General features: G+C 61.5%; 12 protein-coding genes and 3 tRNA genes. 11 read left to right on the top strand and 4 right to left on the bottom strand.

The features are described from left to right. The first annotated feature begins 18 nt into the window (after positions 1-18). A complete protein-coding gene (mpl, locus tag AC07VY_RS19340) occupies positions 19-1,392 on the top strand; it encodes a UDP-N-acetylmuramate:L-alanyl-gamma-D-glutamyl-meso-diaminopimelate ligase (RefSeq protein ID WP_495098957.1) in 1,374 nt (457 codons plus the stop codon). Between the two features lie 65 nt (positions 1,393-1,457). On the opposite strand, the gene AC07VY_RS19335 is transcribed toward mpl, so the two are convergent. From AC07VY_RS19335 to AC07VY_RS19320, 4 genes are all read right to left on the bottom strand, one after another. Further along, positions 1,458-2,582, bottom strand: a complete 1,125-nt coding sequence (locus tag AC07VY_RS19335; RefSeq protein WP_495098958.1) for a 3-deoxy-7-phosphoheptulonate synthase — start codon at positions 2,580-2,582, stop codon at positions 1,458-1,460. Between the two features lie 231 nt (positions 2,583-2,813). Beyond that, positions 2,814-4,286 (bottom strand): metalloprotease TldD, encoded by a 1,473-nt coding sequence (gene tldD, locus AC07VY_RS19330; RefSeq protein WP_495075104.1) that lies wholly within the window; start codon positions 4,284-4,286, stop codon positions 2,814-2,816. A gap of 63 nt (positions 4,287-4,349) precedes the next feature. Next, the gene (gene rodA, locus AC07VY_RS19325; RefSeq protein ID WP_495098959.1) at positions 4,350-5,504 is read right to left on the bottom strand and encodes a rod shape-determining protein RodA; all 1,155 of its coding nucleotides are present in this window, start codon (positions 5,502-5,504) and stop codon (positions 4,350-4,352) included. Positions 5,505-5,554: 50 nt separating this feature from the next. Continuing rightward, complete coding sequence (locus tag AC07VY_RS19320; RefSeq protein WP_495075102.1) at positions 5,555-7,090, bottom strand: GGDEF domain-containing protein; 1,536 nt, start codon at positions 7,088-7,090, stop codon at positions 5,555-5,557. A gap of 145 nt (positions 7,091-7,235) precedes the next feature. Between AC07VY_RS19320 and AC07VY_RS19315 the strand changes: the two genes are divergently transcribed. The 10 genes from AC07VY_RS19315 to AC07VY_RS19270 form a co-directional block, all read left to right on the top strand. Continuing rightward, positions 7,236-9,284: a ribonuclease catalytic domain-containing protein gene (locus tag AC07VY_RS19315; RefSeq protein ID WP_495098960.1), complete on the top strand. Its 2,049-nt coding sequence runs from the start codon at positions 7,236-7,238 to the stop codon at positions 9,282-9,284. A 2-nt stretch (positions 9,285-9,286) separates the two neighbouring features. Beyond that, complete coding sequence (locus AC07VY_RS19310; protein ID WP_495098966.1) at positions 9,287-10,156, top strand: energy transducer TonB; 870 nt, start codon at positions 9,287-9,289, stop codon at positions 10,154-10,156. Positions 10,157-10,186: 30 nt separating this feature from the next. Continuing rightward, positions 10,187-11,014: a shikimate dehydrogenase gene (gene aroE, locus AC07VY_RS19305; protein WP_495098961.1), complete on the top strand. Its 828-nt coding sequence runs from the start codon at positions 10,187-10,189 to the stop codon at positions 11,012-11,014. 3 nt (positions 11,015-11,017) lie between these two features. Then, positions 11,018-11,764 (top strand): transglycosylase domain-containing protein, encoded by a 747-nt coding sequence (locus AC07VY_RS19300; RefSeq protein ID WP_495098962.1) that lies wholly within the window; start codon positions 11,018-11,020, stop codon positions 11,762-11,764. A gap of 51 nt (positions 11,765-11,815) precedes the next feature. After that, complete coding sequence (trpC, locus tag AC07VY_RS19295) at positions 11,816-12,610, top strand: indole-3-glycerol phosphate synthase TrpC (protein WP_495098963.1); 795 nt, start codon at positions 11,816-11,818, stop codon at positions 12,608-12,610. 24 nt (positions 12,611-12,634) lie between these two features. Continuing rightward, positions 12,635-13,426 carry a uracil-DNA glycosylase gene (locus AC07VY_RS19290; protein ID WP_495098964.1) on the top strand — a complete coding sequence of 264 codons (792 nt, stop codon included), beginning with the start codon at positions 12,635-12,637 and terminating at the stop codon, positions 13,424-13,426. A 113-nt stretch (positions 13,427-13,539) separates the two neighbouring features. Beyond that, positions 13,540-13,625, top strand: a tRNA-Tyr gene (locus tag AC07VY_RS19285). A gap of 96 nt (positions 13,626-13,721) precedes the next feature. Further along, positions 13,722-13,795 (top strand) — tRNA-Gly (locus tag AC07VY_RS19280). Between the two features lie 61 nt (positions 13,796-13,856). After that, positions 13,857-13,931: transfer RNA gene (locus AC07VY_RS19275), tRNA-Thr, on the top strand. A 42-nt stretch (positions 13,932-13,973) separates the two neighbouring features. Next, on the top strand, positions 13,974-14,602 hold a 629-nt coding region (locus AC07VY_RS19270; protein ID WP_495098965.1), incomplete at its 3' end, for a GTP-binding protein.

Below are 14,602 nucleotides of genomic sequence, written 5' to 3'. Positions count from 1 at the left end.
CCCCCTAAAATCCCCGCCATGCACATTCATATTCTGGGTATTTGCGGCACTTTCATGGGCGGACTGGCGGCTTTGGCGCGCGAAGCCGGGCACCGGGTTACCGGTTGCGACGCTGGGGTCTATCCTCCCATGAGCGACCAGCTGCGCGCACTGGACATCGGCCTGATCGAAGGCTTTTCGGCAGACCAATTGGCCCTCAAACCCGATATGTTTGTGGTCGGCAACGTGGTGTCACGCGCCCGCCTGGCCGACGGCAGCCCCAAATTTCCGCTGATGGAAGCTATCCTGGACGCGGGCCTGCCCTATACCAGCGGCCCGCAGTGGCTGGCCGAACACGTGCTGCAAGGCCGGCACGTGCTGGCCGTAGCCGGTACGCACGGCAAGACTACCACCACCGCCATGCTGAGCTGGGTGCTGGAACACGCCGGCTTGGCCCCTGGCTTTCTGGTGGGCGGCGTGCCGCTGAACTTCGGCGTGTCCGCCCGCCTGGGCAGCGGCAAAACCTTTGTCATCGAGGCCGACGAATACGACACTGCCTTCTTTGACAAGCGCAGCAAGTTTGTGCACTACCGCCCACGCACTGCCGTGCTGAACAACCTGGAGTTCGACCACGCCGACATCTTTGACGACCTGGCTGCCATCGAACGCCAGTTCCACCACCTGCTGCGCACTGTGCCGCCGAGTGGGCGTGTGGTGAGCAACGGCCTGGAAGAAAGCCTGACCCGCGTGTTGCACCAGGGCTGTTGGAGCGAGGTACGCAGCTTTGGCGCGGCGGTCAGCGACTTCAGTGCGCGTGGCGAGCCGCACCACTTCGATGTACTGCAACAGGGCCAGCCGGTTGCGACTGTTGAGTGGTCACTGGGCGGCGTACACAACCAGCTCAATGCCCTGGCCGCCATTGCCGCAGCAGACCATGTGGGCGTTACGCCCGCCGTAGCGGCCGAAGCCTTGGCCAGTTTTCAGAATGTAAAGCGGCGCATGGAAGTGCGCGGCACGGTGCGCGGTATCACGGTTTACGACGATTTCGCCCACCACCCCACGGCCATCCGCACCACGGTGGACGGGCTGCGCCGGCGCCTGCCGCCGGGCCAGCGCATCCTGGCCGTATTCGAGCCACGCAGCAACACCATGAAGCTGGGCGCTATGAAGGCCCAGCTGCCCTGGAGTCTGGAAGAAGCCGACCTGGCCTTCTGCCACACGGGCGGGCTGGGCTGGGATGCACGCAGTGCCCTGGAACCCATGGGCGCCCGGGCCCAGGTCGCCGACAACATCGACGCCCTGGTGCAGCAGGTATGTGCAGCCGCCAAGCCTGGCGACCACATACTTTGCATGAGCAATGGCGGCTTTGGCGGCATCCACGCCAAGCTGCTGGACGCGCTACAAAATAAATAGCTGCCAGCGCAGGTACTAGCTGCGCCAGAGGCTTATTTTCCTTAAACCCCTGGCGCTAGCAAAACTCAGCGTGCGCGGCGCGCCTTCACCGCGTCGGACAGGATTTCCAGCGTCTGCAGAGACTGCTCCCAGCCCAGGCAGGCGTCGGTAATGCTGCGGCCGTATTCCAGGGTCTTCTGGTCGGTCTTACCGGGGGTGAACTTCTGCGCACCTTCCTGCAGATGGCTTTCCACCATCAGACCGAAGACTTGGCGCGATCCGCCCGCCACCTGGCCGGCGATATCGCGTGCCACATCGATTTGCTTCTCGTGCTGCTTGCTGCTGTTGGCATGGCTGCAATCCACCATCAGGGTGGCTGGCATCTGGGCGGCAGCCAATTCGGCGCAGGCAGCGGCCACGCTGGCGGCATCGTAGTTAGGCGTTTTGCCGCCGCGCAGGATCACGTGGCAGTCCTTGTTGCCATTGGTTTGCACGATGGCTACCTGGCCGCTCTTGTGAATGGACAGGAAGTGGTGGCCGCGCGCTGCCGCCTGGATAGCGTCGGTGGCGATGCGGATATTGCCGTCGGTTCCGTTCTTGAAGCCGATCGGTGCCGACAGGCCCGAAGCCAGCTCGCGGTGCACCTGGCTTTCAGTGGTGCGCGCACCGATAGCGCCCCAGGAGATCAGGTCGCCAATGTACTGAGGGGAAATCACGTCCAGGAACTCGCTGCCAGCAGGCAAGCCCAGGCGGTTAATCTCGATCAGCAGCTGGCGTGCGATGCGCAGGCCTTCGTCGATACGGTAGCTCTCGTCCAGGTAGGGGTCGTTGATCAGGCCCTTCCAGCCCACGGTGGTACGTGGTTTTTCGAAGTAGACACGCATCACGATTTCCAGCGTGTCGGCGTATTTCAGGCGCTGGGCGTGCAGACGGCGGGCGTATTCCAGCGCGGCGGCCGGGTCGTGGATGGAGCAAGGGCCGATCACCACCAGCAGGCGGTCGTCCGTGCCGGAAATGATGTTGTGAATGTTCTTGCGGGTGTCGGTGATCAGTGTTTCCACCGCGGTACCGCGGATGGGGAAGAAGCGGATCAGATGTTCTGGAGGTGGTAGCACGGAAATATCCTTAATACGTTCGTCGTCGGTTTGGCTTGTTTTTTCGACGCTCGCATACCAGGCTTCACTGCTGGCGGGATAGGTTTTCGCATTCATGGGGTGACTCCTGTAAGGATGGATATGGGAAACAAACAAACGAAAAAAAACCGCCGGAGTTTTGGACTCCGGCGGTTTTTAGGAAGGACTTGCAGTTTTTACAGCTTAGCCTCTCATCCGCCGGGGACCGAGAACCAAAAGTAAAAAAAGGCAAACACGTGCTTTTGCATAGAGGATCAATGTACCACAGTCATTTGCATAACATGCCGGGGCGAAACCCTAGGGCCGTGGTCAGGCTGTGCCGCCGACCGTCAGGCCGTCGATGCGCAAGGTGGGTTGGCCCACGCCCACAGGCACGCTCTGGCCTTCTTTGCCGCAGGTACCCACGCCCGGGTCCAGCTTCATATCGTTGCCGATCATGCTGACCTTTTTCAGGCATTCGGGGCCGCTGCCAACGATGGTCGCACCCTTGACTGGATAGAGAATCTTGCCGTTTTCCACCCAGTAGGCTTCGCTGGCGGAGAACACGAACTTGCCCGAGGTGATGTCCACCTGGCCGCCACCGAAGTTGCTGGCATACAGACCCTTCTTGATGCTGGCGATGATTTCCGCTGGCTCCTTGTCACCACCCAACATATAGGTGTTGGTCATGCGGGGCATGGGGATGTGGGCATAGCTCTCGCGGCGGCCGTTGCCGGTGGGCTTGACGCCCATTAGGCGGGCGTTCATCGAGTCCTGGATGTAGCCCTTCAGGATGCCATCTTCAATCAACACATTGCGTTGACTGGCGTGGCCTTCGTCGTCCACATTCAACGAGCCACGGCGGTCTTTAATGGTGCCATCGTCCAGCACAGTGACACCCTTGGCGGCAACACGTTGGCCGATGCGACCGCTGAATGCGCTGGAGCCCTTGCGGTTGAAGTCGCCTTCCAGCCCGTGGCCGATAGCCTCGTGCAGCAGGATGCCGGGCCAGCCGGAGCCCAGCACCACCGTCATCACGCCGGCCGGAGCAGGCCGTGATTCCAGATTGGTCAACGCCGCATGCACAGCGTCGTTCACATATTGGTTGATCATGGCGTCGTCAAAATAGGCCAGACCGAAACGGCCTCCACCGCCACCCGAACCTACTTCGCGGCGCACCACGCCTTTGACCGTAGCCTCGGCAATCACCGTGACGCTCAGGCGCACCAGCGGGCGCACGTCGGCGGCCAGCGTGCCGTCGGCACGGGCGACCATGACCACATCGTATTCGGCGGCCAGGCCGGCCATGACCTGCGCCACGCGCGGGTCTTTGGCACGGGCCAGCTTTTCCACCCGCTCCAGCAGCTTCACCTTGGCCGTGCTGTCCAGCGAGGCAATCGGGTCCACACCAGGATAAAGGCTGCGCCCTTTTGCTATCTTTTGCGTAGCTACCTTCGTACGTTTTGTCTGCGCTGCAGCCGAAATCGCCCGTACGGTACGGGCTGCATCCAGCAGCGAGGCTTCGGAGATGTCGTCGGAATAGGCGAAGGCGGTTTTCTCGCCGCTGACGGCGCGCACGCCCACGCCTTGGTCGATGCTGAAGGAGCCGGTTTTGACGATGCCCTCCTCCAGGCTCCAGCCCTCGCTGCGGGTGTACTGGAAGTACAGATCGGCGTCGTCCACCTTGTGCGCGGTGATTTCGGCCAGCGCCCGGCTCAGGTGCGCGGGCGTCAGACCGAACGGGTCCAGCAACAGGGATTGGGCAATGGCGAGGCGTTCGAGGGTGGGTTCACGGAGGGTCATGCAGGCATTTTAGGCCTGCGATCCGGGCTGCGCGTACGACGCAGCGCATCCCCATGGCGCGGCCTAGGACAACACCAGCCGCCGGGCCTTGGCGATGGACATCAAAATGCCCAGGCCCAAGCCCAAAGTCACCATGGCGGTGCCGCCATAGCTGATGAAGGGCAAGGGCACGCCCACCACCGGCAGGATGCCGCTGACCATGCCCATATTGACGAAGGCATAGGTGAAGAAGATCAGCGTCACGCTGCCCGCCAGCAAGCGCGAGAACATGGTGGGCGCGTCCATCGCAATCACCAGCCCCCGCATTACCAGGAACAGAAAGCCTGCAATCAGCAACAGGTTGCCGATCAGGCCGAACTCTTCGGAAAAGGCGGCAAAGATGAAGTCGGTGGTGCGCTCAGGGATGAATTCCAGATGGGTTTGCGTGCCCTGCATAAAGCCCTTGCCCAGCACGCCGCCCGAGCCGATGGCGATCATGCCCTGGATGATGTGGAAGCCCTTGCCCAGCGGATCGCGGCTCGGGTCCATCAGGGTGCAAATACGCTGCTGCTGGTAGTCATGCAACACCACCCAGCGCACGCCATCGGCGCACAGTGCCGGCTCGTTCCACACGACCAGGCCAACGCCGACCAAGCCCAAAAGCACCGGCGGCACGATCAGCTTCCAGCTCAAACCGGCAAAAAACAGCACCGACAAACCGGTCGTCATCACCAAAATGGCGGTGCCCAGGTCGGGCTGCCTGACGATCAGACCCACCGGCACCGCCAGCAACACGCCGCCGACCAGAAAGTCCAGCGGACGGAGCTGCCCCTCGCGCCGCTGGAACCACCAGGACAGCATCAAGGGCATGGCGATCTTCAAAATCTCGCTGGGTTGGATGGTGATACCCACGTTCAGCCAGCGCCGGGCGCCTTTCTTGGTAATACCGAAGATAGCCACAGCAATCAGCAAGGCCACGCCCACTGTATAGAGCGGCACGGCAAAAGCCATGAGGCGCTGCGGTGGAATCTGCGCCACCACAAACAGAATAGCCCCCGCCAGCAGCATATTGCGACCATGGTCCACGAACCGGGCGCCATGGTCGTAGCCGGACGAATACATGGTCAGCAACCCGGCACACACCAGCATGAAGACAGCAAATGCCAGCGGCCCGTCAAAGCCGCGGAACATGGGGGCGATGCGCCGCCATAGGGGTGGTTTTTCAAAAACAACAGACATGGCGCAATTATCGGCGCAGGCTGTATACCCCTGGTGCCGGCTGAGGCGCCTTAGCCGCCCAACACCCGGTTCTTGCCGGTGCGCTTGGCTAGGTACATCGCCTTGTCCGCACGCTTGATGCATTCCTGGCCGTCCTCGTCGGCAGCCAGTTGGGCCACGCCAGCGCTGAAGGTGATCAACACCTTCTGGTTCTCACGCAGAAAGAATTTCTTGGTCAGCTCGCGCTGCAACCGGGTCAGGGCGACAACCCCCATGTCGAGCAAGGTGTCCGGCAGCACAATCACGAACTCTTCGCCGCCAAAACGGGCCAGGCTGTCCTGTGGGCGCATGGATTCGCGCGTCACCTTGGCCAAATGGCTCAGCGCCTCGTCACCGGCCTCGTGCCCGAGGTCGTCGTTGAGCTTCTTGAAGTTATCCACGTCCAGCAAAGCCAGGCACAACGGCGTGCCTTTGCGCCGGGCGTTGGCGATCTCGCGCTGGATGACTTCGTCCAGGCCGCGGCGGTTCAGGGCGCCAGTCAGCGGGTCGTGTCGGGCCTGCACGCTCACGCGGTCCAACTCCTGGTGCAGCTTGAAGATTTCGGCCTCGGCCTTTTCGGTCTTGTCCCGCATGGCCTGTAGCTGGTCGCGCGCCGCCTGGGTATCGTGTGCCATATGGCGCGTGGCCCCCAACGCAGCCTGCAGCACGGGGCTCAGTTCTTCAATCGACTGGGCCTGCTCTATCTGGCGGGCACATTCCTCGATCTTGCTCTGGTAGGCACCACTGGCCTCGCCCATGATGGACAGGCGGTCCACAAAAGCCACCAGCAGCTGACGCATCTCCAGTTGCGCTTCGACGGCGCGCTCCTTGGCCTCGGACTGCTTGGCGATCACATCCACCAGCCGACGCTGCACGTCGTCCAGCCGGCGCAAGCTCAACGGCGGCTTGGAGGCCTCCATCAAGGCGTCGATCTGCCCTTTCAGCCACAGGTCGTCTACGCACAACACGCCAATATTGGTAAATACCAGGTGCAGCAACTGCAGCAGCACGGTTTTGATCTCGCCCTGGTCCTCTGCCGTAAACGACAAACGGTGGCTGAAATCGGCCAGCATGGTCTTGGTGCGGGGCAAATCGGGCACCGGCTGGCGCATGAAGTTCAACAGTTCCTCGGTTTGCGCCAGAAACCGGGTGTCCTCGTCGCCCAGCGCCGGCAGCATATTGCCGATCAGGCGCGCAATCTGCTCCATAAACTCGGGGGTCAACGCCGGGTTGCTGAGGTTTGGCCCCGAGGGCAGACCACTTTGCAGGCTGTCGGAAGCGGCTACGCCGAAGTTGGCATAGGCCATCAGCGCGTTGTGCACACCGTCCCAGCTACGCTGGCCGATCGCGGACTCCATCAAGCCCAACTGGCGCTGCTGGCCCGGATTTCTGGCCGGCAGGGAGGCCGCAATCTGCCGCAGCGGTTCGTAGGGGAAATGGGCTGGCACCATGGTGCCAGCCACCTCGTGGTACAGCGCTTGGTAGTTTTCCGGCGTAGGAACCAGCTTACGGGTAGTCAGCAGCTTCAGGGTTTCGCGTGCAATTTCACCAGGAGATCGGGTAGACATGGGTTTTCACAATTAGGTCAACTGCGGACAATCGCATCGACAGGCTGTGATCGTAGCGGCTAAGCCCCACATATCCAAACCGCCAAACCAAGCGCTTTCCGCCGACTCGCCAGACCCCGGCGCGCCGCATGGGAGAATTCATCCCATGTTTGCAATATTTGAAGAAGCCGGAAAATTCATGGCCGGGCGTATCCTGTCTGAGGCGGAGTCATCCGCCCAGGTAGAGCTGGACAGCGGCAAGCGGGTCAAGGTCAAGGCCGCCAACCTGCTGCTGAAATTCGACAAACCGGCTCCCGCCATCTTGCTGCGCGACGCCCAGGCGCTGAGCCAAACCATTGAACTGGAGCTGGCCTGGGAGTTTGCCCCCGAGGAGGACTTTGGTTTTGCCGATCTGGCGCGCGACTATTTCAGCGCCAACGCCACTCTGGAACAGCAAACCGCCATGCTGCTACGCCTATTCGAGGTGCCGCACTATTTCCGCCGTGCCGGCAAAGGCCGCTTCCGCAAGGCGCCAGCCGACATCCTGCAGCTGGCACTGGCCGCCATCGAGAAAAAAGCCCAGCTGCAGTTACAGATCGCCGCCTGGGCCGAAGAGCTGGGCCGTGGCGAATGCCCACCGGCCGTGCGCGAACAGCTTTACAAGATTCTTTTCAAGCCGGACAAAAACGGCCCCGAATACAAGGCCGTGGTCGAAGCCTCGCGCGCCACGCACAAAGCGCCGCTGGTGCTGCTGCAACATGCCGGCGCCATCGACTCGCCCTACCAGTTCCACTGGCGCCGCTTCTTGCTGGAGAACTTCCCCAAAGGCACGGGTTTTCCCTCCCTGGAGGCGCCGCAAATCAAGGACGAGCTACCGCTGTCCACCGCGCAAGCCTTTTCCATCGACGACTCGCAAACCACCGAGATCGACGATGCGCTGTCAGTGCAAAACCTGGGCTCGGGCACGGTCACGGTCGGCATCCACATCGCCGCGCCCGGCCTGGCCATCACACCGGGCAGCGCCGTGGACCAGTTAGGGCGCTCCCGCCTGTCCACGGTCTATATGCCGGGCTACAAGCTGACCATGCTGCCCGACGCCGTGGTGCAAAACTACACCCTGCAAGAAGGCCGCGACTGCCCGGCCGTGTCGCTGTATGTAACGCTGGACGAGGCGACGCTGGAGATCACCGCCAGCGAAACCCGGCTGGAGCGCGTACACATCGCAGCCAACCTACGCCATGACCAGCTCGATACTGTGGTCACCGAGGCCTGGCTGGAAGATTCCACGTTTGAGCATGAAAACGGCCTGCAGCGCACGGATATCCAGCGCGAGCAGCTATCATTTTTATACCGCCTGGCCAAACACCTGAAAGGCCTGCGCGAGATCGCCCGCGGCAAGCCCGAGAACTTCAACCGGCCCGACTACAACTTCAAGCTGGTTGGCAACGACGGCGCGGAGCCCAGTGGCAACGAACAGGTGCAGATCAGCACCCGCCAGCGCGGCGCACCGCTGGACCTGATCGTGGCCGAGGCCATGATCCTGGCCAACAGCACCTGGGGCGAATGGATGGCCGAAAACGGCGTACCCGGCATTTACCGCAGCCAGGCGAGCTTGCTGCCGGGAGTAAAGGTGCGAATGGGCACCAAGGCCCTGCCGCATGCCGGCATCGGCGTGAAAAGCTATGCCTGGAGCACCTCGCCCTTACGCCGCTACACCGATCTGGTCAACCAGTGGCAAATCATTGCCTGCGCCCGCCACGGCAAGACCGCCGCCCTGGCCGCACCGTTCAAGCCCAAGGATGCCGACCTGTTCTCCATCATCTCGATGTTTGACGCGGCGTATGCCACTTACAACGGCTACCAGGGTGCGATGGAACGCTTCTGGACGCTGAAGTATCTGCAGCAAAACAGCATCAGCGACATCGTCGGCACCGTCTTCAAAGAAGGCATGGTGCGCGCCGACAACCTGCCCCTGGTGCTGCCGGTGCTGGGCACGCAAGACCTGCCGCGCGGTGCCAAGGTGCGGGTGCAATTGGGTGCGATCGACGAAATCACGCTGGACATTGCCGGCACCGTCGTGGAACGGTTGGATGCGCCGGCCGAAACACCGACCGACGACACCGAAGAAGACGACGAACCCAGCGCCGGGCCTATCGCCATCGCTGTCGATATCGACGAAACTGAGGCCCCCGCCGCCACCGACGCCACACCGTGATCTTGCGCATCCTCAGCACTATTCGCCATCTGAGTACTCTGCAGTGGGCGCTGGGCGCCTCCATCGGACTGCACGCCGTGCTGCTGACGGTGCGCTTCATAGACCCCGAGAGCTTCAACCGCGTGTTCCAGGACACGCCGCTGGAGGTAATTCTGGTCAACGCCCAGTCCACAACCCCGCCAGACAAGGCCACCGCTATCGCCCAGGCCTCGCTGGCCGGCGGTGGCGAGGCCGACAGGGGGCGCGCCACCTCGCCGCTGCCGCCTTCGGCGTTTACCGACATCGGCGAGACCATGGAGGAAACCCAGCGCAAGATGGACGCCATGCAGCAGCAGCAAGCCATGCTGCTGGCGCAGGTCAGTCAAAAGCTGGCTACCATGCCGCTGCCGGACCCCAAGCTGGCCAGCAATGCGCCCGAGGCCACGGCCCAGGAAGAAAAGCGCCGCCAGTTGCTGAACCTGCTGGCCGAAATCGAGCGCCGCATCAACCAGGAAAACTCGCGCCCCAAGCGCCGCTATGTCAGCCCCTCCACCCGGGAAGAGGTGTACGCGGTGTACTACGACAACCTGCGCCACAAGGTGGAAGACCGCGGCACCGAGAACTTCCCCGAATACGGCGGTAAGAAGCTCTACGGCGCGCTCACCATGATCGTCACCGTCAACTTTGATGGCCAGGTGCTCGCCACCCAGATTGCCGAAAGCTCGGGCAACCGGGTGCTGGACCGCCGCGCCGAGGCCATTGTGCGCAGCGCCGGCCCGTTCGGCCCCTTTACGGATGCAATGCGCAGCAAGGTGGACCAATTGGTGGTGGTGTCGCGCTTTCGCTTCACCCGCGACCAAACGCTGGAAACCAAGGTCAGCGCTTCGCCCTGAATTTCCCCTTATTTTGTAAAGAGCTTTTTCATGGACCAGTATTGCGTAATGGGTAACCCGGTGGAACACAGCCGGTCTCCCTGGATCCACGCCCGCTTCGCCGAATTGACCGGCCACAGCCTGCAGTACGGCAAAAAGCTGGTCCCGCTGGATGGCTTTGACGCAGCGGTTGCCGCCTTTCGGGCCGAGGGCGGTCTGGGCTGCAACGTCACCGTGCCGTTCAAATTTGACGCGGCACGCATCAGCACCACGCAAACGCCCCGGGCCCAACTGGCAGGCGCCTGCAACACCCTGCACCTGCGCCCGAACGGCATTTTTGCCGACAACACCGACGGCGCCGGCCTGGTCAATGACATCCAATCCAATGCCGGCTTTGCCCTGGCGGGACGAGATGTACTTCTCATAGGTGCAGGTGGCGCATCAGCCGGCGTCATCGGCCCCATGATCGAAGCCAAGGTACGCAGCATCACCGTGGCCAACCGCACGCTGACCAAGGCAGACGACCTGGTGACGCGCCACACGGCACTGGCCCAGCAGCATGGGACCCTATTGCACGCCAGCGAACTGCACGACGTACAGAGTCCATTCGACGTGGTGGTCAACGCGACCGCCAGCAGCCTCAGCGGCGCCGGCGTCCCGATATCGCCCGCAGTACTCAAGCCCGGCGCACTGGCACTGGACATGATGTACGGCCCCGCCGCCGCGGGCTTCATGGACTGGGCCCGTGCACACCAGGCCGTGCCGCGCGACGGACTGGGCATGCTGGTGGAACAGGCGGCAGAAGCCTTCCTGATCTGGCGCGGCGTGCGTCCACCATCGGCCCAGGTATTGGCCGAATTACGCGCTACCTTGGCCTGATCCATGCGCCCGCTATTGCGCTGGTGCGTGCTGGCGGCTTTTGCCACACTTGCACTGCAGCTGTTTTTTATCGGTCGTATTGCCATGATGGTGGCTGTTGCACCTGAATCAACCACGTTTGAACGTTCAGAAGCCTGGCGACTGCTGACCAGCCCCGACAGCCCGGGACTGCGCTGGAGGCAACAGTGGGTGCCGTACGCGCAGATCTCCGACAACCTCAAGCGTGCCGTCATCGCCTCAGAAGACGGCTCCTTCGTCAATCACGACGGAGTGGACTGGGAGGCTTTGGAGAAAGCCTGGCAAAAAAACGAGAAGGCCCAGGAGCGCGCCGCAAAATTAGCACCCACCAAAGCCAAGACGCTGGCGCCGGTGCGGGCTCCGAAAATCATCGGCGGCTCCACCATCACCCAGCAATTGGCCAAAAACCTGCTGCTATCGGGCGAGCGTACCCTGCTGCGCAAGGGGCAAGAGTTTGTGCTGACCATGGCGCTGGAGCTGCTGCTGGACAAGCAGCGCATCCTGGAGATTTACCTGAACAACGTGGAATGGGGTGAGGGCGTATTTGGCGCGGAGGCCGCGGCCCAGCATTACTTTCGCAAGCCAGCAGCGCGCCTGAGCGCATTTGAGGCGGCCCGCCTAGCCGTGATGCTGCCGCGCCCCAAATACTTCGAGAAACTGCCCAACTCCGGCTATCTGAGCAGCCGTGCAGGCACCATCGTCGCCCGCATGCCCAGCGTGGAACTGCCCTGAAAGGTGTAGAGGGATAATGCAGGTCGATCCATCTGAACCCGCCTACGCCCCATGTCCGACATCCTGCAAAAAATCATTGACGTCAAACGCGAAGAAATCGCCCAAGCCAGCAAGCGCAAGCCTCTGCCGGAAATGCGTGCCGACGCCGAATCCCGCGTTCTGACCCGCGATTTCGTGGGTGCGATGCGGGCAAAAATTGCCGCAGGTCAAGCCGCCGTGATCGCCGAGATCAAAAAAGCCAGCCCTTCCAAAGGCGTCATCCGCGCAGACTTCATTCCAGCCGACATCGCCCAGAGCTATGCGGAACATGGAGCGGCCTGCCTTTCGGTGTTGACCGATAAGCAGTTTTTCCAGGGCCAGATCGACTACCTCAAGCAGGCGCGCGCCTCCTGCCAGCTGCCGGTGCTGCGCAAGGATTTCATGGTGGACGCGTACCAAATTTACGAGTCGCGTGCCATGGGGGCCGATTGCATCCTGTTGATAGCAGCCGCCCTGGACGACGCACAGATGGCCGATTTTGAAGCCATTGCCCGCACCCTTGACATGGCCGTACTGGTGGAAGTGCACGACGCAGCAGAGCTGCAAAGAGCCTTGAAACTGAAGACCCCCTTGGTGGGAGTGAACAACCGCAATCTGCGAACCTTTGAGGTCAGCGTGGAAACCACACTGGCACTGCGCAAAGACGTGCCCGGCGATCGCATCCTGGTCACCGAAAGCGGCATCATGACCCCTGCTGATGTACAGCGCATGCGTGAAGCCAAAGTGGACGCATTCCTGGTCGGCGAAGCCTTCATGCGCGCAGAAGAACCCGGCGCCGCTTTGTCCAAATTATTTGGACTGGACTAATTGACGGCATCCAAACCACACGGGATGCTCGCACCAACACAAGTCTCGCGACAACTTGCATTGCTTGACGCAACAGACGCTATCCCCACTTTACGCACGTGGCCCCCAGAGCCAGGGGCCGTGGCACCCGACTGGCAAACCACGGTAACGCAGTTTGGGGCCAGCCCCCAGGGTAAGCAGCTATCGCAATTTATCGCCACGCGCCTAGGCGAGCGGGCGACCATTTACCCCCCCGAACCTCTACGGGCTCTCCGACTGACGCCGCTACACTCCGTGCGCGTAGTCATCTTGGGCCAAGACCCCTACCACGGCCCAGGGCAAGGCGAGGGATTGGCATTCTCTGTTGCGCCAGGCGTGGCGCCTCCACCCTCACTACGCAATATCTTCAAAGAACTGCAGCAAGAAGGATTGCGCCCGGCCCATCAAGCCGACACCAATGGATCGCTCACATCCTGGGCACAACAGGGCGTGCTGCTGCTCAATACCTGCCTGACGGTAGAAGACGGCCGCCCCGCCAGCCATGCCAAAAAAGGATGGGAAGCACTCAGCGATGCCGTCGTTGCGCAAATAGCTCAAACCGCGCACATCTGCGTTTTCATGCTGTGGGGCGCCCACGCCCAAGCCAAGGCCCCCATGATCCAGCAACTGGCGGCTGCACACGATCGCAATATCCTGGTACTGCAGGCAAACCATCCATCCCCCTTGTCAGCCAACCGTCCGCCGACACCATTCGTGGGTTGCGGCCACTTCCAAGCCGCCAACGATTTTTTGGTAGGACATGGCTCCCGGCCCATTCGCTGGAGCAACATGGACTGAGCAGAATTTCTACTCTCCCTCCCACCGGCAAGAAAGCACGCTATAATAGAAAGCTATCGAACGTAGACGCACAAAATGCAATAGCATTGTGATGCTATAATTCGAAGTTCGCCGGAGAGGTGGCCGAGTGGTTAATGGCAGCAGACTGTAAATCTGCCCTCTTACGAGTACGCTGGTTCGAATCCAGCCCTCTCCACCAGCGACAGGCTTGCTTGCGAGCTGTGAGTTTTTGATGTGTTGATGCGCGTTTTTGGATTTAGCGGCGGCGTTTCGCATGGAAGTTTTTACTTCATATGCGGGAGTAGTTCAATGGTAGAACCCTAGCCTTCCAAGCTAATGACGCGGGTTCGATTCCCGTCTCCCGCTCCAAAAGCGATCGTCGGCGCGAAAGTTTTGTTTAGGTTGCTATAAATTTGTAGCAACTTGAAATGCCCATTTGGCTCAGTGGCAGAGCACTCCCTTGGTAAGGGAGAGGTCCCGGGTCCGATTCCCGGAATGGGCACCAATATTTCGGTTGATTTGGTTTGTTTTTTTCGGAGTCGAAAAAATGGGAAAAGAAAAGTTCACGCGCACCAAGCCCCACGTCAACGTGGGCACGATCGGTCACGTTGACCACGGCAAGACCACGCTGACGGCCGCCATCACCACCGTGCTGGCAGCCAAGTTCGGCGGTTCGGCCAAGGCCTACGACCAAATCGACGCAGCGCCCGAAGAAAAGGCCCGCGGTATTACCATCAATACCGCCCACGTCGAATACGAAACCGCCAACCGCCACTACGCCCACGTGGACTGCCCAGGCCACGCCGACTATGTGAAGAACATGATCACCGGCGCAGCCCAAATGGACGGCGCCATCTTGGTCTGCTCGGCTGCTGACGGCCCCATGCCCCAAACCCGCGAACACATCCTGTTGGCCCGCCAAGTGGGCGTGCCATACATCATCGTGTTCCTGAACAAGTGCGACATGGTGGACGACGCCGAACTGCTCGAACTCGTTGAAATGGAAGTGCGCGAGCTGCTGGACAAGTACGACTTCCCAGGCGACGACACCCCCATCATCCACGGCAGCGCCAAGCTAGCCATGGAAGGCGACAAGGGCGAGCTCGGCGAAGGCGCGATCATGAAGCTGGCCGATGCACTGGACACCTACATCCCCCTGCCAGAGCGTGCTGTTGA

Source organism: Rhodoferax sp. GW821-FHT02C08, from assembly GCF_059421805.1.
Note: the sequence above shows the minus strand (reverse complement) of the source record. Positions and strands in the feature narration are given on the sequence as shown.

What these genes read in the sequence shown, in the direction of transcription:
- mpl (WP_495098957.1), top strand. Translation starts at nt 19, where the DNA reads ATGCACATTCATATTCTGGGTATTTGCGGCACTTTCATGGGCGGACTG.
- AC07VY_RS19335 (WP_495098958.1), bottom strand. Translation starts at nt 2,582, where the DNA reads ATGAATGCGAAAACCTATCCCGCCAGCAGTGAAGCCTGGTATGCGAGC.
- tldD (WP_495075104.1), bottom strand. Translation starts at nt 4,286, where the DNA reads ATGACCCTCCGTGAACCCACCCTCGAACGCCTCGCCATTGCCCAATCC.
- rodA (WP_495098959.1), bottom strand. Translation starts at nt 5,504, where the DNA reads ATGTCTGTTGTTTTTGAAAAACCACCCCTATGGCGGCGCATCGCCCCC.
- AC07VY_RS19320 (WP_495075102.1), bottom strand. Translation starts at nt 7,090, where the DNA reads ATGTCTACCCGATCTCCTGGTGAAATTGCACGCGAAACCCTGAAGCTG.
- AC07VY_RS19315 (WP_495098960.1), top strand. Translation starts at nt 7,236, where the DNA reads ATGTTTGCAATATTTGAAGAAGCCGGAAAATTCATGGCCGGGCGTATC.
- aroE (WP_495098961.1), top strand. Translation starts at nt 10,187, where the DNA reads ATGGACCAGTATTGCGTAATGGGTAACCCGGTGGAACACAGCCGGTCT.
- AC07VY_RS19300 (WP_495098962.1), top strand. Translation starts at nt 11,018, where the DNA reads ATGCGCCCGCTATTGCGCTGGTGCGTGCTGGCGGCTTTTGCCACACTT.
- trpC (WP_495098963.1), top strand. Translation starts at nt 11,816, where the DNA reads ATGTCCGACATCCTGCAAAAAATCATTGACGTCAAACGCGAAGAAATC.
- AC07VY_RS19290 (WP_495098964.1), top strand. Translation starts at nt 12,635, where the DNA reads ATGCTCGCACCAACACAAGTCTCGCGACAACTTGCATTGCTTGACGCA.